Source organism: Parajatrophihabitans canadensis (genome assembly GCF_053764775.1).
Genome location: NZ_CM132445.1, coordinates 747,568 through 771,079 on the forward strand (window position 1 = coordinate 747,568; position 23,512 = coordinate 771,079).

Consider the following 23,512-nt stretch of genomic DNA (forward strand, 5'->3'; position numbering starts at 1 on the left):
GATCGTAAGGTCTGCATCTAAGTGAGTGAGCATCGCAGCGAAGTATGAGCGAGGAGCGGAGCGATTGGCAGCCTCGTGAGTGAGCATCGCAGCGAAGTATGAGCGAGGAGCGGAGCGATTGGCAGCCTCGTGAGTGAGCATCGCAGCGAAGTATGAGCGAGGAGCGGAGCGATTGGCAGCCTCGTGAGTGAGCATCGCAGCGAAGTATGAGCGAGGAGCGGAGCGAATGATTGCCCCGTGAGTAAGCGTGGCAGGGACACGGGAGGGATTGGCGGAGTACTTGAGTAGTCAACTTGGTGACGCCGCCAACCACGCGACCGGTCGGGTGATCCTGGCCGGGGCTCCGCTCGGACAGGCCGGCGACGCCTCGTCCAGACTCGTTGCTGCGCTGGCAACCGCTCCGGTGATCGCCGCAGAAGACACCCGGCGGCTGCACCGTCTCGCCTCGGACCTAAACGTACGGATCACCGGCAAGGTCCTCTCCTTCTTCGAAGGCAATGAGGAGGGCCGCGTGCCGCAGTTGCTCGAGCTGCTGCGGCAGGGCCAGGACGTCCTTGTTGTCACCGACGCTGGGATGCCTTCAGTCTCAGATCCGGGTTACCGATTGGTTGCCGCGGCGGTGGCCGAAGGCATTGGCGTTACAACGTTGCCCGGGCCGTCGGCCGTAACCACCGCCATCGCTGTTTCGGGCTTGCCGGTAGATCGGTTCTGTTTCGAGGGGTTTCTGCCTCGAAAAGGTTCCGCTCGACGCAAGCTGCTGACCGAGCTGTCGCACGAACGTCGGACGATGGTGTTCTTCGAGTCTCCGCACCGGCTCGCCGAGGCTCTCGACGATCTGGTGACCTGCTTGGGCGCACACCGCCCCGCCGCCGTCTGTCGGGAGTTGACCAAGACCTATGAAGAGGTCAAACGCGGTCCGTTGGTCGAGCTCGCGGCCTGGGCGAAGGGCGACGTTCGCGGTGAGATCACGCTCGTCGTTGCCGGCCTCGTCCCGAGTGCCGACGGCGCCGCGGCGGGGCTTGACGCCGGCGATCTTGTCGAGCGGGTGACCGTCCGAGAGCAAGCCGGCGAGACCAGAAAAGAGGCCATCGCGGCGGTCGCGCTTCAGGCTGGCGTGCCGAAACGGATCGTCTTCGATGCTGTGGTCGCCGCCAAGGCCGGGCCGCCGCCGTCCGCTCCCCGCACTTGATCATCGGCCCGTGAACTCGCCTCACTAGGCTGGTACCCATGAATTCCCCCACAAACGTGCTGACCGCTGTCGCCTGGCCGTATGCCAACGGCCCGCGGCACATCGGGCACGTCGCAGGCTTCGGTGTTCCGTCGGATGTCTTCAGCCGATACCAGCGGATGGCGGGCAACAACGTCTTGATGGTCTCGGGAACAGACGAGCACGGCACGCCGATCCAAGTGCAGGCAGAGAAAGAAGGCGTGACCGCCCGCGAACTAGCCGACCGCTACAACAAGGTCATCGCCGAGGATCTGCAGAAGCTCGGGCTCTCCTACGATCTGTTCACCCGCACCACGACGAAGAATCACTACGAAGTCGTCCAGAACCTCTTTCTCGGCCTGCTCGACAATGGCTATATCTTTCCGCGCACCGAGCTCGGCGCCATCAGCCCATCGACCGGCCGCACGTTGCCCGACCGCTACATCGAGGGCACCTGCCCGATCTGCGGGTACCCGGAGGCGCGCGGAGACCAGTGCGACAACTGCGGAAACCAGCTGGACCCGATCGATCTGATCAACCCGCGATCCCGGATAAACGGCGAGACGCCGAAGTTCGTCGAGACCGAGCAGTACTTTCTTGATCTGCCGGCTTTCACCGACGTCCTTGCGGGCTGGCTCGGCAAGCAGGACCACTGGCGGCCCAACGTCCAGAAGTTCTCACTGAACCTTCTGGATGACTTGAAACCGCGTGCGATCACCCGGGACCTGGACTGGGGCGTGCCGGTGCCTTTGGACGGCTGGCGCGATCGAAACGACAAACGCATCTACGTGTGGTTCGACGCAGTCATCGGCTATCTGTCGGCTTCGATCGAGTGGGCCGCCCGCACCGGCGACCCTGATGCGTGGCGTCCGTTCTGGCAGTCCGAAGATTCCCGGGCCTATTACTTCATGGGCAAGGACAACATCGTCTTTCACGCCGAGATCTGGCCGGCGATGCTCTTCGGATACTCAGGAATCGGCGCCAAGGGCGGCAAACCTGGCAATCTCGGAGCGCTCAACCGTCCGTATGAGGTCGTGTCGAGTGAGTTCCTGACGATGGAGGGTCGTAAGTTCTCCTCCTCCCGCAACGTCGTCATCTACGTCGGCGACATGCTCTCGCGCTATGACGCCGACGCGCTCCGCTATTACCTGACCAGCGCAGGCCCGGAGAATCAGGACACCGACTTCACCTGGTCGGAGTTCGTGCGGCGCAACAACGATGAACTCGTTGCGGGCTGGGGAAACCTCGTCAACCGGACCATCTCGATGACTGCCAAGAACCTCGGTGCGATCCCCGCCGCCGGTGAGCTGACCGATATCGACCGCACGCTGCTGGCGTCATCGGTGGCGTCCTTCGACACCATCGGCGACCTGATGGCCAAGAACCGGCAGAAGGCAGCGCTCGCAGAAGTCATGAAGCTGGTGGGGGAGGCGAACAAGTACCTATCCGACACCGCGCCGTGGAAGTTGAAGAACGAGAACCCGGACCGGATGGCCAGCGTCCTGCACACCACCCTGCAGGTCGTCGACGACGTGAAAACGTTGATCACGCCGTTCCTGCCCGGAAGTTCGCAGCGCGTGCACGAGGCACTCGGCGGCACCGGCATCTGGTCGGCCATGCCTGAGTTGGTCGAGGTGGACGAGCCGACCGCGGTGGGTTCACCTTCCTATTCAGTGCTGACCGGTGAGTACCAGACCCAGGCGAAATGGGCGTCCACGCCGATCGAAGTCGGGCGTCCGCTGGCCGCCCCGACACCGGTCTTCACCAAGCTCGATGTCTCGGTCGTCGACGAGGAACTCGCGCGCCTGGAAGAAAAGGCCCAGTAACCCGCGAATCGTGTAACAACCGGCATCGTAGGGGTGCCGGTTGTTACACGATTCGGTATTTGTCGGTTATTGAAGGAGGAGGGCAGCAGTGGCTGACGCCCTGCGAGAGGTTCCACCGGAGCTGCCGGCGCCCCTGGCCAGCACGGTTTTCGATTCGCACTGCCACTTCGATGCCATGGCCCACCGCGCCGGCGTTGCCGCTCGCGACGAGCCGGCACCGGCTGACTTCATCGCATCGGCAATGCGGCAAGCGGCGAGCGTCGGCGTGACGCGGGTGGTCAACGTCGGCTGCGAGGTCGGTGAATGGAAGTCCGCGCTCGAGTCGACAAGACACCCTTTTGTTTACGGTGCGATCGCCGTCCACCCGACTGAGGTCCGCGGCCTCACGGACGCGCATTACGCCGAGCTCGAACGGCTTTTGGCGCACCCGAAGATCGTCGCCGTCGGTGAGACGGGCCTCGATTACTACTGGGATCGCACGACGCCGGAAGAACAGCAGCACCATTTTCGCCGCCACATCGGGCTGTCCAAGTCGGTGGGCAAGCCGCTGATGATCCACGACCGCGACGCCCACGCCGACGTGCTGCGCATTCTTGATGAAGAAGGTGCGCCTGAGGCTGGTGTGGTTTTCCATGCCTTCTCCGGTGACGCCGAGATGGCCGCCGAGTGTGTTTCGAAGGGCTACGTGCTCTCGTTCCCTGGCGTCATCACCTTCAAAAATGCTCCGGGACTCAGAGAAGCGGCAAGGTTGACCCCGCTGGAGCAGATGCTCGTCGAAACTGATGCGCCGTTCCTGACCGCGCACCCATTCCGCGGTCGTCCGAACGCGCCCTACCTCATTCCGCATGTCATTCGTCAGATCGCGGAGCTTAAAGAAACCTCTGAATCCGTGGTCTGCGACACGATTTCGGCTACCGGAACCCGCATTTTCGGGGTCTAGCGAGGCTTTTGTCCGTGTTTGTGCATGATCAGGTTTGGCTGTTCGTCCATTTGGCCGTTACGGTGCTGTGACCAAGCAGAACGCGAACGGCTGGATCGGGCCACAACGACGTACCCGAGAAAGTCGACGAACGAGGAGTTCCTTCTTTTGCGTCGCAGCGTGAAGTACGGCCTATACGGAATTGTCATCGCAGGGCTAGTGGGCGGCACCGCCGCCTGGGCGACCGGCGACAACGACAAGACGATCGGCCTCCGGGTCGACGGGCAAGATCAGCAGATTCACACCTCAGCAAGTGATGTTCGCGGTGCTCTAGCCGCAGCACATATTCAGGTCGGCGACCACGATCTCGTGGCACCCGAACTGAGCGCACACGTCAAGAACGGCAGCGACATCGTGGTTCGCCGCGGTCACCTGCTCCACCTCATGGTGGACGGCAAGTCCAAGGACGTCTGGGTCAATGCCGATTCGGTCGACCAGGCCCTGAGTCAGCTTGGCTACGACCGCAGCAACTTCATCTCGGTGTCGCGTTCGACCCGTCTGGATTCCGCGGTTACGAGCCTGTCGATCACCTCGCCCAAGCGGCTGATCTTCCTCGTCGACGGCACGCGGATCGGGGTCACCACGGGCGGCCCCACCGTCTACGACGCGATCGCGTCCTCGACCATCTACCTGGGCCCGAACGACCGGCTCTCCGTCCCCGGAGCAACGCCGGCGAAGAACGGCCAGGTCATCAAGATCGAGCGCGTGAGATACGGGACGGCGACAGAACCGGTCGCTGTGCCCTTCCAGACGGTCAACCAGAACGACCCGACACAGTTCGAGGGTGACCAGTCAGTGGTTACCGCGGGCAAGGCCGGGCAGAACCTCGTCACCTACCGACTCGTGTACGTCGACGGCAAGCTTGCGGGCAAGGTCGTCCAGCGCACGGTGGTTCAGGCGGCTCCGGTCAGCGCCGTCGTCAAGGTCGGCACCAAGCAGAAGCCGGTCGCTCCGGTGGCGCCGGCTGCTCCACCCGCAGCCACCGCGCCAACCGGGGGCAACACCGGAGCCACACCTCCGGCCGCCACTGGTGGTCTGAACTGGGACGCTGTCGCAGCCTGTGAGTCGGGCGGAAACTGGTCGATCAACACTGGCAACGGCTTCTATGGTGGCCTGCAATTCGACAGCGGCACGTGGTTGGCCAACGGCGGTGGGGCCTACGCTCCGCGAGCCGACCTGGCCACGCGCGAGCAGCAGATCGCAGTAGCGACCACGCTGTACAACGCCCGGGGCTCGAGCCCCTGGCCAGTCTGTGGCGCGAACCTCTAGCGAGCGTTCCGGCGTTCACCGGAGTGGCGACAGAGCCACTCCGGTGAACGGCTGCCCAGACTCAAATCAAGGGAATTCTGTTTTGCGACGCAGTATGAAGTTCGGCCTGTATGGGCTCGTGTTAGCCGGCTTGATCGGAGGCACCGCCGCCTGGGTCAGTAATGGCAAGACCGTCGACGTTCGTATCGACGGGACGGATCAACAAGTTCACACCTCGGCCTCGAGCGTGAAGGGCGTGCTTGCGGCCGCTCACGTGGCGGTCGGCGAGCACGACATCGTCGCGCCCGATCTCGGCTCTCAAGTCGCTGACGGCGGCAAGATCGTGGTTCGACGTGGCCATCTGTTACACCTCAAGGTCAACGGCCAGACCAAGGACGTCTGGGTCAACGCCGATTCGGTGAACGAGGCACTCGGCCAGCTCGGCTTCGGCGGGGCTGAATATGTTTCGGTGTCGCGCTCTCAGCGGCTCGATTCGGGCGCCACCAGCCTGTCGATCGATTCGCCGAAGCACGTGACGTTCATCGTCGACGGCAAGAAGGTCCCGGTGATCAGTGCTGGACCGACCGTGTACCAGGCGATCGAGGACGCGGGCATCTACCTGGGTCCGCAGGACAAGTTGTCTGCGACCGGGCCGATCAAGGACCGAGAGGTCATCAAGATCCAGCGGGTGACCTACAAGCGGACGACGCGTGCGGTCGCCGTGCCGTTTGGCACCGTCCAGCAGAAGGACCCCTCGACCTACGTCGGCACCAACACCGTGGTCCAGGCCGGTCAGAACGGCACCAGCACCGTTACGTACCAACTGCTGTACATCGACGGCAAGTACGCGGGACAGGTCGTATTGAATTCGGTCGCCGGTCGCGCTCCGGTCAACCAGATCACGAAGGTAGGGAGCAAGCCGGCCCCGTCCTTCGTCTCCACCGTGCCAGCGGGCAGCGCTCAGCAGATAGCTGCGGGCATGGTTGCAGCCCGCGGTTGGGGTGCTGACCAGTTCAGCTGCCTGGTGAGTTTGTGGAGCAAAGAGAGCGGCTGGCGAACCGATGCTGCCAATCCGAGTGGTGCGTACGGCATTCCACAGGCACTGCCAGGCTCGAAGATGTCCTCGGCGGGCGCCGATTGGGAGACCAACCCGGCTACCCAGATCACCTGGGGCCTCGGCTACATCTCAGGGGTCTATGGCACTCCATGCGCCGCCTGGGCCCATTCCCAAGCGACGAACTGGTACTGATCGCGCCGATCTCGCGGCGAGTCAGCGGGTCTGTGCCTGATTGGTCTCTGCGAGACTGTGCTGGATTGGTCTCTGCGAGACTGTGCCTGATTGGTCTCTGCGAGACTGTGCGGCGTGAGTGAACCGTCCGGCGGGATCGAGACCAGCGCCCTGCTCGGGCCGGCCGAGGTGCGCCGGCTCGCCGAACGGCTCGGTATCCGTCCGACCAAGTCGCTCGGTCAGAACTTCGTACACGATCCGAACACCATCAGACGGATCGTTCGAGCCGCTGAGCTCTCGGCCGCAGACGTCGTCCTGGAGGTCGGCCCGGGGCTCGGTTCCCTCACTTTGGGCCTGTTGGCAGTCAGCGAGCATCTGACGGCCGTCGAGATAGACCCGAGATTGGCCTCAGAGCTGCCATTGACCGTTGGCCGGGTCGCTCCGGTTCTGGCTGAGCGGCTGAGCGTAGTCGAGGCGGATGCGCTCCAGATCCGGACGCTGCCCGGGCCAGAGCCCACCGCGCTGGTCGCAAACCTGCCCTACAACGTTTCCGTGCCGGTGTTGTTGCACCTGATGGCGACGTTCCCGTCGATCACCCATGGGCTGGTGCTGGTGCAGCTGGAGGTGGCCGATCGCCTCGCCGCCGCGCCCGGCTCGAAGGTTTACGGTGTGCCGAGCGCCAAACTGGCCTGGTACGGGCCGGCGAAGCGGGTTGGCGTGGTGCCCCGCAACGTGTTCTGGCCAGTACCCAACGTCGAGTCAGGCCTGGTGCGGTTCGCCCGAGTCGAGGCTGCCGCACGACCGGCCGTGAGCCGCGAAGCGGTATTTCGGGTCATCGACGCGGCGTTTGCCCAGCGCCGAAAGATGCTTCGGTCAGCGCTCGCGGACTGGGCTGGATCTTCCAGCGCCGCCGAGGCTATTCTCGTCGCCGCTGAGGTAGATCCAACGGCCCGAGGTGAGACGCTGGATATTGAGGGATTCGTCCGAATAGCCGACGCTGCCAGAGTCGCCGGAGCGTAGGCCTCGATCAGAATTCTCTCGGTCACAGCTCTTCGGTGGCGATCCGCACGAGGGCTCGGCGCATCGCGTCATAGTCATCGGCCCCAATCTTTCGACGCCAGCGCTTTTCGACTTTTGCGACGAGGTCATTGGCCATCGTGACCATCTCATCGCCAAGTGCGGTGCGTCGGGTCAGCCGGGCTCGGCGATCTGTTGGGTCGGCGACAATCTCGATCAGACCTTCAGAGCCTAGGTAGCCCAGCGACTCGCCTGCCGACTGTTTGGTCATGGAGGCATATTCGGCGATATCGGTGACTCGTGCTCCGTCCGGCGGTATCACGCTCAGCATTCGAAAATGCGAACCACGGAGTCTGCCGGCGATCTCCCGCAGGCCGGGATCGGTCAACGAGTCGAGCACGCCTGGGATTAGCTCGTTCATCACCTCGCGGTACCTACGCTGGCTCTGATCCAGTAAGGCAGCGATGTGGCGCGGAATATGCACCGCCATCCCATTGACATCACTCATAAGGTCACCTTACTATCTTCAATATGGTCAGGTTACCTTCCTATCAGGAGAACAGTACCGTGACTGTCGCGCGACCGATCATCCGAGGCGAGGAGCACGCGGGACGTGCAGCCGCCAGCCATGAAAAGCTCGCAGAGATAGGACGAATGGCGCTCGGTCGTCAGGACCTGCAGCTCGCGTCAGCCAACTATCTGCCGGTGGAGTACACCATCTCGACGATCGCAACCGAGCGACTGACACGTGCGCGCATCACGATGACCTCGCCTACGGGTGACGAGTGCACTGCCCGGGTATTCATCAAGACTCTGCATGACGCTTCACACTGGCCGATGATCCGCGTCATTCCCGATGCCATTCGGCCAGGTTTCATAGAGAGATTCCCGTGGCGGCTCGAGATCGCGGCCTACACCGGCGCTCTGGACAGACAGATACCGGACGGCCTTCGCCTGCCGGTGATCTACGCGATCGATGAACTCGAACCCGGATTCGCAGCTATCTGGATGGAGGACGTCGAACAGTACGTACACCTCGATTGGGACACCGACCGCTATCAACGTGCCGCGCGATCACTGGGCAGGCTCGCGGCGCTAAGGCAGTACGGCAGGGTGGCACCGTTGCTCGGTGCTGCCGCACGATCAGATTTTCCGAACGGAACCTTGCGGGTGATGATCGATGGTCGCTTGAGACTCTTTGCGCTGCCGATCTTGCTCGGAGAGGATCTGTGGTCCCAACCTGCTGTGAGATCGGCTCAAAACATGAGCGGTGATCACCAACTGGTCAGCGATCTCCGTGCTCTCGTCCCCCGAATCGATGAGTTGTTGGGCCGCACTGACGGGCTGCCGATGACCTACGCACACGGCGATGCCAGTCCGCAGAATCTGCTTGTCCCGGCTGATGATCCAGAAACGTTCGTGACGATCGATTGGGGTTTCGACAGCCCGTTGCCCGTTGGTCACGACCTCGGGCAACTACTCGTCGGGCGCTGCCACAGCGGTGAACTGCCACCGGAGCGGATCCTCGAGTTGGCACCCGTTGTCGAAGCGGCATATCTGGCTGGCTTGGCGGACAGCGGCATGCAAACGTCGGACCGTCAGGTCTGCGAGGGCTTTCGGCTGGGCCTATTGCTCCGGTCGGGCTTCACGTCGGTCTTGCTCGACGATGTGAACGAAGCACCAACCGATGCGCTGGTGCTCAGGTGGGATCACAGACTTCGGCTTACCCGCGCGATCCTTGACCTGGTTGCGCCCGTCCTGTGACGGTCGTTATTCGTTTTCGAAGAGACTGGTGACCGAACCGTCCTCGAAGACAGCCTTGATGGCCCGGGCGACGAGCGGTGCGATCGAGAGCACGGTGAGCTTGTCGAACTTCTGTTCCGGATTGATTGGCAGCGTGTTGGTGATGATGACTTCGCGAGCGCGGCAGTTCTTGAGGCGGTCAGCCGCTGGATCGGAAAAGACGCCGTGCGTCGCTGCGATGATCACGTCGGCGGCGCCCGCGTCGAACAACAGATCAGCCGCCTTGGTGATGCTGCTGCCGGTGTCGATCATGTCGTCGGCCAGAATGCACAGCCGGCCAGCTACGTCACCGACGACCCGGTTGGCGACTACCTCGTTCGCGACATTGGGATCGCGGGTCTTGTGAATGAAGGCGATCGGCGCTCCACCGAGGCGGTCTGCCCACTGCTCGGCCGCCCGCACCCGGCCGGTGTCGGGGGAGACCACGGTGAAGTTCTCGTCCGGGTAGGTGGCGGCGACGTGCGCGGCGAGAATAGGCAGTGCGAAGAGGTGATCGACCGGGCCGTCGAAGAAGCCCTGGATCTGGGCGGTGTGCAGGTCGATCGACATGATGCGGTCAGCGCCGGCGACCTTCAACATGTCGGCCATCAAGCGGGCCGAGATCGGTTCACGCCCTCGGTGCTTTTTGTCCTGCCTTGCGTATGGGTAGAACGGCGCGACGACGGTGATTCGCTTGGCCGAGGCACGTTTGAGGGCATCGACGAGCAGCAGCGTCTCCATCACCCAGTGGTTAATCGGCACCGTATGCGACTGAATCACGAACACGTCGCAGCCGCGGACCGACTCTTCAGGGCGGACGAAGATCTCGCCATTGGCAAAGTCTCGCGCGGTCAGCGGCGTGACCGTCACGCCCAGATGACTGGCAATCTCATCACCCAGCTCGGGAAAGGCCCGTCCGGAAAAGAGCATCAGGCTCTTGTTGGCGGCTAGGTGCAGTGTGCTCATCAGCCAGAGGTCTCCGTATCACCGTTTTGCGATTCACCTTGTGCCGCCTGGGCGTCTGATTCTGCCTTGGCCGCGGTGATCTCGATGGCGAGCTCGGCGGCCTTTGCAGCGGCTGTTCCCGGCCGGCGGCGTTGTACCCAGCCTGCCACGTTGGATTGCTTCGCGCGGCCGATTCCCAGAGCTCCGGGTGGAACGTTCTCGCTGATGACCGAGCCGGCCGCCGTATAGGCACCGTCACCGACCTCGACGGGAGCGACGAACATGTTATCGGCGCCGGTGCGGGCGTGGCTGCCGATGACAGTGCGGTGCTTGTTGACTCCGTCGTAGTTCACGCACACCGTGGAGGCGCCGATATTGCTGTGCTCACCGATACTGGCGTCGCCGACGTACGTCAGGTGCGGCACTTTCGTCGCGAAACCGACATCGGACTTCTTGATCTCGACAAACGTCCCGACGTGTACCTGATCGGCCAGCGCGGTGAGCGGTCGCAAGTAGGCATACGGGCCGACGGTGACGCCGGCACCGATCAACGATTTGATGGCGACAACGCGGTTGACGATGCTGCCTGCACCGACCACGGTGTCGGTGAGCGTCGTGTCCGGCCCGATAACCGCGGCGGCGTCGACCGAGGTCGATCCCTCCAGCTGCACGTTGGGTTTCAGCACGACATCGGCGGCAAGCCGGACACCGACGTCGACCCAGGTACTCGCAGGATCGATCACGGTCACGCCGGCGAGCATGTGTTCTTCGATCAGCCGCGCGTTGAGGGTGCGGTGCGCCGCGGCCAGTTGCACCCGGTCGTTAACGCCGGCCGTTTCGGTGGCGGGGGCCTTGACCGCTCGTACCGAACGCCCTTCCCGGACGAAGATGCTGACTACCTCGGGTAGGTACTCCTCGCCCTGGGCATTGTTCGTCGTCAGTCGGCCAACGGCGTCTTGCAGCGCGGCGGCGTCGAAGGCGTACACGAGGGCGGAGACCTCGGTCACGGCGAGTTCGTCCGGGTCTGCGTCTTTGTGTTCCACAACCCGCGCCACCGAACCATCGGCGGCTCTGATGACCCGACCGTAACCAGTGGGATCGGTCAGGTCGCTCGTGAGCAATGTGGCGACAGCGCCGCTGGCGGCGTGCTCGGTGAGCACAGCTGCGAGGGTCTCGTTGCGAAGGAGCGGCGCGTCGCCCGGTAGTACGAGGACGACACCCTCAAGGTCATTGGCGCTCGCGGTGATCTGCTCCAGCGCGACCCGGACTGCGTGCCCCGTCCCGTTCTGCTCATGCTGGACGACCGGCACGGTGGCCGGCGCGATCTCGGTCAGGTGCGCCGCAACCTCGTCGCGACGATGCCCGATCACGACGGCCGTGACGTCAGGATTCAAGCTCTCCGTCGCGGCGATGACGTGGCCCAGCATTGATCGGCCGGCAAAGGAATGTAGGACTTTCGGCAGAGCAGCGGACTTCATCCGAGTGCCTTCGCCGGCGGCCAGGATGATCACGGTGAGGGGTTGACGCACTGACTGACGCACGGACTGCGGGTCGGGAGCTGTCACACCCGGAGCCTATCCGACGGAGCACCGCTGGGCCTCGCCCAACGACCCTATTGTGAGCGGTTCGAAGCTGCTGCCCGCGTCCGATCAGCCGGACGCTCTGACGGCAGCCAGAGGTGTGGCTGGGAGACTCGGACTCGAACCGAGACTGCACGGCACCAAAGGCCGGCGGGCTGCCGATTACCCCATCTCCCACCGAGCGGCTCATCGGACGGCTCTGGAACGGCCTCCCGAGATGTGATCCCAGGAATTCAGCCAGTGCTCAGCCGATGTTCTCTCGACCGCGACAGCTTACTCATGTTGAATTCTCAGCGGTTCATTGCCAAACCTACGGTTGCGTAGGTTACGCTTGCGTAGGTAGTGGCACTAACCGGCACCACACGCCGGTTCGGACCGTGACAGACATGCCTGTGACTGACAAGCCTACTGGGAGGCGAAAGCCATATGACCGTTGTTGACGACTCTGCGGGTTCCAACGCTCGATCTGGCCTTGCCATCGATCCCGACGAAGCGGTCGAAGCGAACGTTGAGCAGCTGCGCCAGGCGCAACCAACGGGCAAGGCTGTAGTTTCCGGGCAGAAGGCTCGCGGTGAGCAGTCCGCTCTGTACGTCGTCGTGATCCTGCCCTTCCTGGCCCTGCTCGCGGCCATACCGTTCGCCTGGGGTTGGGGTATCAGCTGGACGGACATTACGCTGGCGACGGTCTTCTACGTCATCTCCGGCACTGGCATCACCGTGGGCTTCCACCGGTACTTCACGCACGGTTCGTTCAAGGCCAATCGAGCCCTGAAGATCTACCTTGCCATCGCGGGGTCACTGGCCATCGAAGGTCCGGTCATTCGCTGGGTAGCCGATCACCGGCGCCACCACGCATTCTCAGACCGGGACGGCGACCCGCATTCGCCGTGGCGCTATGGGGATTCCTTCGCGGGCCTGATGAAGGGTTTCTGGTGGGCCCACATCGGCTGGCTGTTCGATCTGGAACACACCAACCAAGACAAGTACGCACCCGACCTGCGCGCTGACGATGATCTGGTCAAGATCGATCGACTCTTCCCGTTGCTGGTCACGATCACCCTGGTGACACCGGCGATCCTCGGCGGCCTGATCACCTGGTCTTGGTGGGGCGCGATAACGGCCTTCTTCTGGGCGTCGCTGGTTCGGCTGGCCTTGCTGCACCATGTCACCTGGTCGATCAACTCGGTGTGTCACATCGTTGGTGAGCGGCCTTACTCCTCGCGTGACAAGTCGGCCAACTTCTGGCCGCTGGCGATCCTGAGCTTCGGTGAGTCGTGGCACAACAGTCACCACGCCGACCCGACGTCGGCCCGGCACGGTGTTGACCGTGGCCAGTTGGACAGCTCAGCCCGCGTGATCTGGTTCTTCGAGAAGATGGGCTGGGCGACGTCCGTCAGATGGCCCAAGCGGGAGCGGTTCGACAAGCTCGCTGCGCGACGGATCGCCGAAAGCGCAGCGGAGCTCAACGAGAACGGTCACAAAGTCGTCATCTGAGGCGTGGCTACCTCGCGCGAGTCCCTCGCCGCCGAGCCGCCAGCCAGCTCATCAGGCAGCCGAGCGCGATCGCGACCGCGCCGGTGGTGATCAGCGGGGTCAGCGGTGTTCCGGTGTCGGCGAGTGTGCCGTCCGTTACCACGGAGCCGGTCGATATAACGGAGCCGGTCGGCTGGGCGTCACCGCTTGCTGGATCGATCGGCGGCTCGTTGGCCATGACGGCAGCGGGCGCGCATCCGGGTCTCGGGACGAGAGAACCCGGCGCGGTCGTGATGCAGGTATCGATACCGCGCTGCGGTGCGTGAACCAGGGTCGCGCCATGGTTCACCCCCCAGGTGTAGGTGTCGTTGAGTAGCGCAGGATCCCCAAGATTGAGCCAGACGTTGTTGTAAAACACCGGCTGCAGGGCACCGGCAGCGGGGACTGGCGGTGGTCCGTTGCCGCTGTCGCAAGGCGATCCGGGAGCTCCGAAGTCGGGGACGAAGGCGAGCACCAGCCCTGCGTTGCGCGGCAGACCGGCGACTGTCCAGTTGCCAGCCGCATCGGTGACCGCGACTCCCGCGCCGTCGCCGTGCCCGGTGAGCACGAACACGCAGACATCGGCAAGCGGTATCTGGCCGCTCGTATGCACCGTTCCGGACAGGGAGAAGTTCGGCGGCGGCGCGCACGCGCTGGTTGGTAGCGCAGTTTTGCCAAGGCAGGCAACGATTCCGGACGTTCCTGCCGTCACGGTGGCGGCGCCAGCAGGTGGTTGGATGATGTGCTCATCGGTACCGGTCAACGGCTGATCGATGAACCACGAAGGCACCGGTGCCGGCAGGATCGGTTGACTGCAGTCACCCGACGCAGTCGTGTAGAAAGCCAGATTGAACGGGCCAAATTCTTCCGTATCGAAGGACCAGCGGCCGTTGCTGCCAACCCCGGTGTAGTTGGTTCGGCCGGGAAAGGCCGCCGGTGAGAACACCACGCAACCGTTGCCGATCGGATCTCCAGTCGAGGCATCGGTCAGCGTGCCTGACGTCGTGGTGGTCACCGGCGCTGAATAGGCAATGTGCGCCGAACCATCGCCGGCGTTTGTCGAGCTCGACAGAGCAGTGCCGGTCGGCGTCAGGAATCCCGCGCCACCGCCGCCCGCTCCGACCGCAAGCGCAGGGAGGTTCTGCACACCGCCACCGCCGCCGCCGAAGACCCCGCCGCCGCCTCCGCCGCCGAAGCTGATCATCGGCGCTGGCAGGTCGTTGCCACCCGAGCCGCCGACGCCGAGGACGTTTGGGTCAGTGGCGGGGCCGGTGCCCTGTGAGCCTTTTGACGTCGGGCCTGCCGAACCCTGACCGCCGACACCGCCGGCTGTGGTGGTCCCGCCCGCGCCGCCAAGGGTGCCATTCAGAGTCGAGGTGGCGTCACCGCCAGCGCCGGTGGCACCGCCGACGCCTGGAATCTCGCCGGCATCGCCCCCAGCACCCCCACCTCCACCGGTCGCGATGAGCAAGGCGGCGTTGCCGGTGCTGGTATCGAAGATGAACGATCCGCCGCCACCTCCGCCGGACCCGCCGACTTGCAGTCCGGCGTTGCCGCCCCCGCCGTAGCCGCCCGTCCCGCCGGAGGTTCCCTTCGTCCCTGCCGTCCCTACTACCACCGTGAGGTTTTCGCCCCAGGTCACAGGCAAAGTCGCGACTTGCTGTCCGCCCGACCCACCCGCTCCCGCATTTGACCCGCCGCCCGCACCGGCAGCGATCGTGACCGTCACGCTGGCGACGCCTGCCGGAACGACCCAGAGCTGCGGACTGCCGGTTAGCGCAAAGTCGACGGTGCAGGTGGTGTTCGAGCACAGGGGTGTCGGGTCGGCCGCGGCTCGATCCGCGCCCGAGAGCCCACCTACAACGACGCTCGTCGCGGTCACCAGCAGTACGGTTGCCGCTCGGGCCGGAGCAGATCTTCCTTTTGATGCAACAGATTCCCGCACGAGTGCTCCCAAATGGTGCTCACGGTGTATGGCGGGTATCGGTAGCGGCCGACCTCGACTCGATCGTTGAAGACTAGTACCGCTCTGATGCAACAGTGCCTACGACACGGCTGCGTGCCGCGGAGGTTTCCAGAAGATGACGTCGACGCAGTGGCTCAGGTGACCGCTGTGCGCTGGGCATAGGCCGGTTCGCGGTACTCACCGGAGGCAAGGACATCGTCCAGGGCTCGCATGGCATCCAAGACATCGATGTGACTGAGGTACAGCGGCGTGAATCCCAAGCGCAACAGATCTGGTGCTCGAAAATCACCGATCACCTTGCGTGCGATGAGCGCTTGACATACCTCGTAGGCATACGGCATTCGCAGCGAAACGTGCGAACCGCGATGCTCGTGCGGTCTCGGGGTCACGACCTCGACGCCGTACTCGCGAAGATGCTCATCGGCGTACGCGATTACCCGATCGGTCAGCGCAAGCGACTTCTCTCTCAACCGGACGAGGGAAACGCCATCGAAGGCAGACAGTCCCGCGTGCAGGGCTTGCATCGAGAGCAGTGGCGGAGTGCCAATGCGCGCTTGCTCTACCGAATCGGCTGGCCGGTAATGCTGTTCGAGATCGAACGGCGCGCGGTGCCCATGCCAGCCGGTCAACGGCAGATCGGCCGGCGTGAGGTGCTGTTCGGCAACGTAGACGAAGGCCGGCGACCCTGGACCGCCGTTGAGGTATTTGTACGTGCATCCAACAGCAAAATCGGCGCCAATGGAGTCCAGGTCGACCGGTAGCGCGCCCACAGCGTGGCAGAGATCCCACACCATGATCGCGCCCGCATCGCGGACCTGCGTCGTGATGCTCGCTGCGTCGAAGAGTTCACCGGTGCGGTAATCGACGAGGCTGAGCGATACGACAGCGGTCCGATCGTCGAGATGCTCAGTCAATTCGGACGGATGCAATCTGATGACCTCGAGATCGAACAGGCGTGCCACCGAGTCAGCGATGTACTGATCGGTCGGAAAGCCCGCGCCATCAGTGAGCAGGACGGTTCGGCCGGGACGTAATCTGCTGGCGGCTACGAGGACCTGGAAGAGCTGCACCGAGGTGGAATCGCCACACATCACCTGACCCGGTGCGGCGCCGATCAAGGTACCGATCCGATCACCGATGGTGGCTGGTAATTGCCACCAACCGTTGACATTCCACGAGGTGATCAGGTCCCTCGACCATTGCCGCGTCAGGGCATCAGCCATCGCGTCAGGTACGGCCGTCGGCATCGCGCCGAGAGAGTTTCCGTCCAGATAGATGACGCCTGGTGGTAGCGCGAACCGCTCTCGGGTAAAGGCCAATTCGTCGGCGGCGTCAGCCCGTTCGGCGTCAGCCCTTTCCGCGTCAGCCCTTTCCGCGTCAGCCCGTTCGGCGTCGACCCTTTCGGCGTCGGAACCAGCCCGTCCGGTGTCGGTCAACTCAGAGGACACTTCGTACCTCCCACAGATCGACGAACACGGGCGTGTCTACGGTGCGCTTGAGCCACGCCAGACCGGCCGAACCACCGGTGCCCGGCTTGGCCCCGAGAATTCGCCGTACCGCCGTGTAGTGCACGAATCGCCACGTCGAATGCCTTTCGGCCACCTCGGTCAGAATATCGGCCAGCTCGGTGAGTTCGTCCTCGCGCTGGTACACCTGGCGCCACAGCTCGATCACGGCAGCGTTCGGTTCGACCCAGTGTTGGCTGACGTCGCGGTGCAGTACCTCGGCGGGCACGGGGAGTCCGCGGCGACTCAGATACGACAGGGCGGCGTCGTAGACCGATGGTGCCTCAAAAGCTGACTGCAGTCGGGCGTGCACCGAGGGCATCCCGGCGTGCGGGTTGAGCATGCGCGCGTCTTTGGCTCCGATGAGAAATTCGAGCTGACGGTAGCTGAACGACTGAAATCCCGAGGCCTTGCCGAGCGACCCGCGAAAGCGGTTGTACTGCACAGCAGACATAACCGACAGCAGATCCCACGACGAGATCAGGGAATTCTGCGTTACCACCGTCCGGCGAAGCGCCGCGAGTGCCTCAGCCAGGTCGTCCTGAGCGAGTCTGTCTACCGCTCGTTCGAGCTCGTGGATCAACAGGTTGAAATGCAGCTCCATGATCTGGGTTGCGACGACGAACGTCACCTCGAGCGGCTCGTCGGTCTCCGGGTGGATCAGGTCGTGCAGGACGTCGGACTCCGTGTAGCGAACGTAGGGAGTCCGGCCGGAGTAGGTGAGATCGGGTGCATCAGCGTCCAGGGTGGTCATAGCATCATGATCCAACGGCAAAGCCGTCGATGGAATGTCAATCTCGCTGGTCTGTGACCTCAGCCGTTACGATTGGTATTTGCTCTCGTATCACACGTTATGAACATGAGGTGCTGGCATGGATGCTGTCGACTGGCGAATTCTGGCGGCGCTTCAAGCCGACGCCAGGGTGTCGCAGAACGAGCTTTCGCGGCGGGTCAATCTCTCGGCGCCTTCGGTCGCTGAGCGGGTGCGCCGACTGGTCGACGCCGGCGTGATCAGTGGTTACAGCGCCCGCGTGGATCCGGCAGCACTTGGCCGTCCGGTGCAGGCGTTCGTTCAGCTCGACTGCTACGGCCCGCGCTGCATTCTGAAAGATCCCGCGGTGCTGGATTGGCCAGAGGTGCTCGAATTGCACCGGGTGACGGGCGACGGTTGCTCGCTGCTGCGGGTGGCGGTCGCGGATATGGGGCAATTCCAAGATCTGGTCGATCGGCTGGCCAGCTATGGCAAGCCCACCTCATCGCTGCTGCTCGCGAGCCCGCTTGCCTGGAAGCCCGTCGAACCCACCCGAATCGTGTAACGCTCGGCACCGCATCGATGCCGAGCGTTACACGATTCGCAGTTTTTCGAGCACCTCGTCCAGATCGGTCATGGCCGCCGCCTGCTCCGGGGACAGCGTCGCGAGTTCGGTCCGATTCATGTCCTCGTACACCTCGGCGAACGCCAGGTACAGGGAGGCGGGCAGACCTGCGACGCTCTGGGTGCGGGCGATCTCGCGCATCTCGCCGGGGTAGCGGTCTGACTTCGCCGCCGCGGCGGCGATCAGGCTCGCCGCACCAGTCAACTGTGGCCCGAAGGCGCTCTGGAGGTCGGCAAGCACCTCAGCGGTGACGCCATGGGTACGAGACGTGCGCAGGGATTGCGCAAGCAACCCGGCAAAACCCTTGTAAATGGCAGCCGTACACATCTTGACCGCCGATGCGGTTCCCAGCTGATCACCGACGACCCGATACACCAGCCCGGTCGCGGGCCACTGAGAAATCCGATCCGCCGAGGGCCCGGAGAGGTACAGCCGGGTCGCGGAGGTCTCCGTCGGAGGTCCACCACTGATCGATCCGTCGAGAACCTCGCAGCCGACTCCCGCGAGGGTTGCGGCCAGCTCGGCCAGGGTCTCAGGTGAGATGGCGTTGACGTCGGCGACGACGGGATGCGAGCCGGTCGCCTGGCAGGCCTGCGCGATCGCTTCGGCGAACGCGCCGGCGAGTGCGGGTGGCCCGACACTGACGACGACATCGGCGACCGCTACGACGGCTTCGAGGTCGGGCAGAATCTCCAGTCCGCGCGACAGCTCCTGCGTGCGAGCGCTGCGGCCGGCAAGGGTGGTCACAACCCGAGCCCCACCGCGCTGCCACGCCAGCCCCAACCCGCTGCCCATTGCGCCGGGGGAGTAGATGCCAATCGTTGGTTGCTGTGACATGACCTCACCGTATCCGCGCCCCCCAAAACCCCCGAATCGTGTAACACCCGGCATCCAGGAGATGCCGAGCGTTACACGATTCGGGGGCATGTCGGCGATTACTGGGACACTGGACAGTGTGACCGACAGCGAAGGTAGGCCCCGGATCAGAATGACCGGGAAGGAACGGCGCGAGCAGCTGCTCGATGTAGGGCGCGCGTTGTTCGCCGAGAAAGGCTTCGAAGCCTCTTCGATCGAAGAGATCGCCTCGCGTGCCGGCGTAAGCAAACCAGTCGTGTACGAGCACTTCGGGGGTAAAGAAGGCCTCTACGCCGTCGTAGTCGACCGCGAAATGCGGAGCCTGATGGATCGCATCACCTCCGCACTGACCGGTGACAATCCCCGCGCGTTGGTGGAACAAGCCGCTCTTGCGCTGCTGATCTACATCGAGGAGGAGACGGACGGGTTCCGGATCCTCGTCCGTGATTCGCCGGTTGCCTCGAGCACGGGCACCTTCTCGTCGTTACTGAACGACATCGCCAGCCAGGTGGAGTACATCTTGGTTCGTGAGTTCAGCGATCGGCAGCTGAATCCGAAGCTGGCCGGAATGTATGCCCAGATGCTGGTGGGCATGGTCGCGCTGACCGGGCAGTGGTGGCTCGAGGTGCGAAAGCCCAAACGCGAAGAGGTCGCTGCACACTTGGTGAATCTTGGTTGGAATGGACTGCGTGGCCTGGAGGCCAAGCCTCGGTTGTCGGTGGCCGACTGAGCATTCCTCCGATCACGGCCGCGGATCAAGGGGCGAATCAAGGGGGTGGACAAAACCCCACCACCGCCGGAGGTGAGAACTCCATTGCTGCGGCTTGGGCGGTCGTGACACCGTTGACGGGACGGAAAGGACGCGCTCATGATCGATGATCGCCTCAAGCGACCTATCTCGGACGAAGACCTCGCAATCAGCATCGCCGTTCGCAACGACATCGGCCCGGAGCACGACGATGCCGTCATCAGCGAATTCCTGGATCGCGTCGGCTGGGCCATCGACGAGCGGGTCGATACCCGGATGGCCGGACACCAGGCCGGCGCGGCGAACGGCTATCAGCCGGCCGCACAGAGCAACCAGGGCGGACGTAGCGATCGCGCGGGAGCCCGTACCTTCATCGCCGCGGCGTCGCTGATCACCGGAATCCCGGTGACAGCGATCGCTCTCGGCACCACGCACGGCGGCCTCAGCGGGATCATCGCGATGGTCATCGGATGGACCGGTATCGCCGCCATCAACATCGCACATGCGCACCAGCGTTAACACCGTTGTCAGACTCAGGTGCGCTCTAGGTTAAATAGCGCCTGCCGCCCGTCTCTTGTTCATTGATTGGACACCGTAGCTTCGCCCGCACACCGAACTCTTACCCCGGGCGGGGGATCGCGGGGGATTCACCCAACAGGGCGGAGCCGGATACGGTGGAGTTGCAGCACGTCGTGCGTGGCGCGCCACGATTTGTTTTCCTGACCGATCAGGTCGAAGCGAGAGCAAATCGCGGGCCGGTAGTAACCGACGGCAGGGTCGCGTGGCGCTTGCTAGCGGCAAACAACCGGGCCATGGGACGTTCGGCAATCACTTTCGGCAGCGTCGAGGACTGCTACAGCGCGGCGCTCGAACTGCATCTCGGTAGAGCCTCGGCGACGTACTCCGCGGTCTTCAACTCGGAGCAGTCCCGCTGGGGTTGGACCTTGATGCTCGACGGGGCCTGGGTCGCGACTTCGGCGCATCAGTATCACCGGCGCATCGAGTGCCTGCGCGGGCTGCGCCAATTCGTCGAATCGCTGGCGGCTGCCGTCCCGGATATGGACGAGGTACGACACATTGGTCCGCGCTCGCTCGGTGTCTACAAACAGGCCGACTTTCAGGTCACCAGCGCGGGCTACCCGGTTACCGGCCTGTTTGCCAGGCCTGACCTGCCTGCCGTCGAGGTGGTCCTGAAATGACCGCGGTCCGGCGGATCGCGACGGGACCGCACTTTCAGGTCTACGCGGCCTCGGAATCGTCCGTTGTCGGCTGGCGATTGCTGAGCGGTAACAACCGCGATCTCGGACGGGGTCCGGAGCTGTATGCCGACGTCGATGGTTGCAGACAGGCAATCCTCGACCTTCTGGATCACCTCGATGAGTGTCGGGGTTCCGTGCGGCCGGCCGCGCAAAACCGCTGGGCCTGGACACTGAAGGTGGACGGAATAGTGCGAGCCGTGTCGGGTCACAACTATGACCGGCAGTTGCGCTGCGAACAGGCTCGGCTTCAGTTCGTGAACTACGCCCGCTCAGCGCCGATCGATGGATTTCTTACCCGAACAGCGGCGCGGCGGGCCGGCCGAGAGGTTCGCCTGCTCGAGTCGTCGCTCGCTGTGCGTGACCTATCCACACTGCCTGTGATCACCCGGCAGCTAAAAGTCTCGCAATCCCCAAATGTGGATCGTGGTTAATCCCCTGTTCACCGATGCTCCCTCTGACCGTACCTCGGGGCGCGTGAGATGTACTCGCACGCGCTCAAGAGGGTGCGCATCGATCATGTTGACAAATAAGCAAGAAACCTACATTGCCGATGCGGCGAGGGTGCAGAACTAAGGGGGATTCGGTTGTCGTCGTCGCCTGTCTTGGGACAGTCCATTTCCGACAACGGACACCTCGGCGAGCCTTACCGTGCTGCCGGTGGGTACGGCTCGCTGGACGCCCGCAACATCTCCGCTTGGTTCGGTAGCCGCAAGGTTCTCGATCGCGTATCGCTGACCATGCCGCCGCGAACCGTTACGGCGCTGATTGGCCCGTCCGGCTGTGGCAAATCGACTTTTCTGCGCATCCTCAACCGAATGCACGAGTCGATTCCATCGGCCAAGCTCGCCGGCGAGGTACTGCTGCACGGTGAGGACATCTACGACCCCGGACAGCGTGTCACCCTGACCCGTAAGCGAATCGGCATGGTGTTCCAGAAACCCAACCCATTCCCGGCGATGTCCATTGCCGACAACGTGACCGCCGGTCTCAAACTGACCGGGACAAAAGTCTCTCGGGGCGCAAAGGCCGATCTCATCGAGCGTTGCTTGACCCGTGGTGGCCTGTGGAACGAGGTCAAGGATCGCCTGAACACCCCTGGATCTGCACTCTCCGGCGGGCAGCAGCAGCGACTGTGCATAGCCCGGTCGTTAGCGGTCGAACCTGAAGTATTGCTGATGGACGAGCCGTGCTCGGCGTTGGACCCAACGTCGACCTATCGGATCGAGCAGACCATCGCCGAGTTGGCCCCCGACGTGACGATTGTGATCGTCACGCACAATATGCAGCAGGCGGTGCGAGTCTCGCAACAGTGCGCGTTCTTCCTTGCTGCTCAAGGGACCCCGGGCGTGATCGTGGAGGCCGGCCCGACTGATCAGGTGTTCGGGAACCCGCGCGACGAGCGCACGTCGGACTACGTGAACGGCCGGTTCGGATGAGCGATACGTTCATCGAGAGCAATCTTGTTTCACCGCCATCAGAACCACCATCGGAATACGGAGACTACGACCAGCCCCGTTCGATCGACCCGGGATTACCCTTCTCGGATCGGGTTTTTCACGGTGTCACGCGATCGATCGGCGTTTTCGTCCTGGCATTGACGTCGGCCATCGGACTGTTCCTCGGCTACCAGGCGATTCCCACCCTCAAGCACTATGGCTTCAAGTTCTTTACCGAGAGCCAGTGGCTTCCCGAGCGAGACATCATCGGCATCTCGGCGGTGCTGGTAGGCACGGTCGAGGTAGCGTTGATCGCGCTCGCTGTCGCCTTTCCGCTCGCGCTGGCGACCGCCCTGTATATCAGCGAGTACGCGCCGATCCGGTTGAAGAGTTCGCTGGTGGCCGCGGTCGACCTCATGGCTGCTGTGCCGAGCATCATCTATGGCCTGTGGGGCTTCTTTCTACTCGAACCGAAGGCGATTTATGTTTCGCGCTGGCTGAGCCAATACTTTGGGTGGATCCCGTTCTTCAAGGTCGACACCGATCCGAAGGCAGCCTCATGGGCGCAGACGCAGTACACCGGCTCAGCCTTCATCGCCGGGCTCTGTGTATCGATGATGGTGATACCGCTGGCTTGTTCAGTGATGCGCAGCGTCTTCTCCCAGGCACCGATCGGCGAACGCGAGGCCGCGTACGCGCTCGGCTCGACCCGGTGGGGCATGGTGCGATCGGTGGTGCTGCCGTTCGGCCGCGGCGGAATGATCGGTGGAACCATGCTCGGCCTTGGACGCGCGCTCGGTGAGACGATCGCGGTTCTGCTCATCACCGTGCCGGCCTTCGATATCAAGATCAAGGTGCTGACGGACGGTACCCAGACAGTGTCCGCCCTGATCGCCGGGAACTTCGGCGAGGCCACCTCGACGCAGTTGACTGCCTTGCTGACCGCTGGATTCGTGCTCTTCATCCTGACGCTGTGTGTCAACACGCTTGCCGCCATCGTCGTCAACCGCAGCCGTAGCGGTTCAGCCACCGACATCTAGAAC

Annotated in this window: 22 protein-coding genes and 1 tRNA gene; 15 read left to right on the top strand and 8 right to left on the bottom strand. The window is 63.6% G+C overall.

What is annotated here, in order from left to right:
- The first annotated feature begins 280 nt into the window (after nt 1-280).
- From rsmI to rsmA, 6 genes are all read left to right on the top strand, one after another.
- Entirely contained in the window at nt 281-1,189 is a 909-nt protein-coding gene (gene rsmI, locus ACSMXN_RS03670; RefSeq protein WP_051149043.1) for a 16S rRNA (cytidine(1402)-2'-O)-methyltransferase, read from the top strand.
- Nucleotides 1,190-1,227: 38 nt separating this feature from the next.
- Nucleotides 1,228-3,033: a methionine--tRNA ligase gene (metG, locus tag ACSMXN_RS03675; RefSeq protein ID WP_022915196.1), complete on the top strand. Its 1,806-nt coding sequence runs from the start codon at nt 1,228-1,230 to the stop codon at nt 3,031-3,033.
- Between the two features lie 88 nt (nt 3,034-3,121).
- Nucleotides 3,122-3,973 carry a TatD family hydrolase gene (locus tag ACSMXN_RS03680; RefSeq protein ID WP_022915197.1) on the top strand — a complete coding sequence of 284 codons (852 nt, stop codon included), beginning with the start codon at nt 3,122-3,124 and terminating at the stop codon, nt 3,971-3,973.
- 159 nt (nt 3,974-4,132) lie between these two features.
- Nucleotides 4,133-5,281 carry a resuscitation-promoting factor gene (locus ACSMXN_RS03685; protein WP_022915198.1) on the top strand — a complete coding sequence of 383 codons (1,149 nt, stop codon included), beginning with the start codon at nt 4,133-4,135 and terminating at the stop codon, nt 5,279-5,281.
- Nucleotides 5,282-5,363: 82 nt separating this feature from the next.
- Complete coding sequence (locus ACSMXN_RS03690) at nt 5,364-6,509, top strand: aggregation-promoting factor C-terminal-like domain-containing protein (protein ID WP_027139907.1); 1,146 nt, start codon at nt 5,364-5,366, stop codon at nt 6,507-6,509.
- Nucleotides 6,510-6,623: 114 nt separating this feature from the next.
- The gene (gene rsmA, locus ACSMXN_RS03695) at nt 6,624-7,508 is read left to right on the top strand and encodes a 16S rRNA (adenine(1518)-N(6)/adenine(1519)-N(6))-dimethyltransferase RsmA (protein ID WP_022915200.1); all 885 of its coding nucleotides are present in this window, start codon (nt 6,624-6,626) and stop codon (nt 7,506-7,508) included.
- A gap of 22 nt (nt 7,509-7,530) precedes the next feature.
- On the opposite strand, the gene ACSMXN_RS03700 is transcribed toward rsmA, so the two are convergent.
- Nucleotides 7,531-8,013 carry a MarR family transcriptional regulator gene (locus ACSMXN_RS03700; RefSeq protein ID WP_022915201.1) on the bottom strand — a complete coding sequence of 161 codons (483 nt, stop codon included), beginning with the start codon at nt 8,011-8,013 and terminating at the stop codon, nt 7,531-7,533.
- Nucleotides 8,014-8,072: 59 nt separating this feature from the next.
- Between ACSMXN_RS03700 and ACSMXN_RS03705 the strand changes: the two genes are divergently transcribed.
- Nucleotides 8,073-9,269, top strand: coding sequence for a phosphotransferase (locus ACSMXN_RS03705; protein ID WP_196811427.1), 1,197 nt, complete (start codon nt 8,073-8,075; stop codon nt 9,267-9,269).
- A 6-nt stretch (nt 9,270-9,275) separates the two neighbouring features.
- Here the strand turns inward: ACSMXN_RS03705 and ACSMXN_RS03710 are convergent, their stop codons facing one another.
- From ACSMXN_RS03710 to ACSMXN_RS03720, 3 genes are all read right to left on the bottom strand, one after another.
- Nucleotides 9,276-10,253, bottom strand: coding sequence for a ribose-phosphate diphosphokinase (locus tag ACSMXN_RS03710; protein ID WP_022915203.1), 978 nt, complete (start codon nt 10,251-10,253; stop codon nt 9,276-9,278).
- Entirely contained in the window at nt 10,253-11,797 is a 1,545-nt protein-coding gene (glmU, locus tag ACSMXN_RS03715; protein WP_455407687.1) for a bifunctional UDP-N-acetylglucosamine diphosphorylase/glucosamine-1-phosphate N-acetyltransferase GlmU, read from the bottom strand. Before glmU ends, ACSMXN_RS03710 begins: the two co-directional genes overlap by 1 nt.
- Nucleotides 11,798-11,913: 116 nt before the next feature.
- Nucleotides 11,914-11,989, bottom strand: a tRNA-Gln gene (locus tag ACSMXN_RS03720).
- 249 nt (nt 11,990-12,238) lie between these two features.
- On the opposite strand from ACSMXN_RS03720, the gene ACSMXN_RS03725 reads away from it, so the two are divergent.
- A complete protein-coding gene (locus ACSMXN_RS03725) occupies nt 12,239-13,306 on the top strand; it encodes an acyl-CoA desaturase (RefSeq protein ID WP_022915205.1) in 1,068 nt (355 codons plus the stop codon).
- Nucleotides 13,307-13,313: 7 nt separating this feature from the next.
- On the opposite strand, the gene ACSMXN_RS03730 is transcribed toward ACSMXN_RS03725, so the two are convergent.
- The 3 genes from ACSMXN_RS03730 to ACSMXN_RS03740 all read right to left on the bottom strand — a co-directional run bounded on the left by ACSMXN_RS03730 (nt 13,314) and on the right by ACSMXN_RS03740 (nt 17,549).
- On the bottom strand, nt 13,314-15,206 hold the full coding sequence (locus ACSMXN_RS03730) for a hypothetical protein (protein ID WP_022915206.1): 1,893 nt from the start codon (nt 15,204-15,206) through the stop codon (nt 13,314-13,316).
- 218 nt (nt 15,207-15,424) lie between these two features.
- A complete protein-coding gene (gene kynU, locus ACSMXN_RS03735) occupies nt 15,425-16,738 on the bottom strand; it encodes a kynureninase (RefSeq protein WP_022915207.1) in 1,314 nt (437 codons plus the stop codon).
- Nucleotides 16,728-17,549, bottom strand: a complete 822-nt coding sequence (locus tag ACSMXN_RS03740) for a tryptophan 2,3-dioxygenase family protein (protein WP_022915208.1) — start codon at nt 17,547-17,549, stop codon at nt 16,728-16,730. Before ACSMXN_RS03740 ends, kynU begins: the two co-directional genes overlap by 11 nt.
- A 118-nt stretch (nt 17,550-17,667) precedes the next feature.
- Here ACSMXN_RS03740 and ACSMXN_RS03745 point away from each other — a divergent pair, with 118 nt between their 5' ends.
- Nucleotides 17,668-18,111 (top strand): Lrp/AsnC family transcriptional regulator, encoded by a 444-nt coding sequence (locus ACSMXN_RS03745; RefSeq protein ID WP_022915209.1) that lies wholly within the window; start codon nt 17,668-17,670, stop codon nt 18,109-18,111.
- A gap of 27 nt (nt 18,112-18,138) precedes the next feature.
- Here ACSMXN_RS03745 and ACSMXN_RS03750 read toward each other — a convergent pair whose 3' ends face one another.
- Nucleotides 18,139-19,008, bottom strand: a complete 870-nt coding sequence (locus ACSMXN_RS03750) for an NAD(P)-dependent oxidoreductase (protein ID WP_022915210.1) — start codon at nt 19,006-19,008, stop codon at nt 18,139-18,141.
- Between the two features lie 88 nt (nt 19,009-19,096).
- On the opposite strand from ACSMXN_RS03750, the gene ACSMXN_RS03755 reads away from it, so the two are divergent.
- From ACSMXN_RS03755 to pstC, 6 genes are all read left to right on the top strand, one after another.
- Nucleotides 19,097-19,756, top strand: coding sequence for a TetR/AcrR family transcriptional regulator (locus ACSMXN_RS03755; protein ID WP_081649323.1), 660 nt, complete (start codon nt 19,097-19,099; stop codon nt 19,754-19,756).
- 138 nt (nt 19,757-19,894) lie between these two features.
- The gene (locus ACSMXN_RS03760; RefSeq protein ID WP_022915212.1) at nt 19,895-20,293 is read left to right on the top strand and encodes a hypothetical protein; all 399 of its coding nucleotides are present in this window, start codon (nt 19,895-19,897) and stop codon (nt 20,291-20,293) included.
- A 155-nt stretch (nt 20,294-20,448) separates the two neighbouring features.
- Complete coding sequence (locus tag ACSMXN_RS03765) at nt 20,449-20,973, top strand: hypothetical protein (protein ID WP_022915213.1); 525 nt, start codon at nt 20,449-20,451, stop codon at nt 20,971-20,973.
- Nucleotides 20,970-21,464, top strand: a complete 495-nt coding sequence (locus ACSMXN_RS03770) for a hypothetical protein (RefSeq protein ID WP_022915214.1) — start codon at nt 20,970-20,972, stop codon at nt 21,462-21,464. The genes ACSMXN_RS03765 and ACSMXN_RS03770 overlap by 4 nt, the downstream gene beginning before the upstream one ends.
- A 240-nt stretch (nt 21,465-21,704) precedes the next feature.
- Entirely contained in the window at nt 21,705-22,469 is a 765-nt protein-coding gene (locus tag ACSMXN_RS03775) for a phosphate ABC transporter ATP-binding protein (protein WP_455407765.1), read from the top strand.
- Nucleotides 22,466-23,509 (top strand): phosphate ABC transporter permease subunit PstC, encoded by a 1,044-nt coding sequence (gene pstC, locus ACSMXN_RS03780; protein WP_022915216.1) that lies wholly within the window; start codon nt 22,466-22,468, stop codon nt 23,507-23,509. Before ACSMXN_RS03775 ends, pstC begins: the two co-directional genes overlap by 4 nt.
- Nucleotides 23,510-23,512 lie beyond the last annotated feature (3 nt).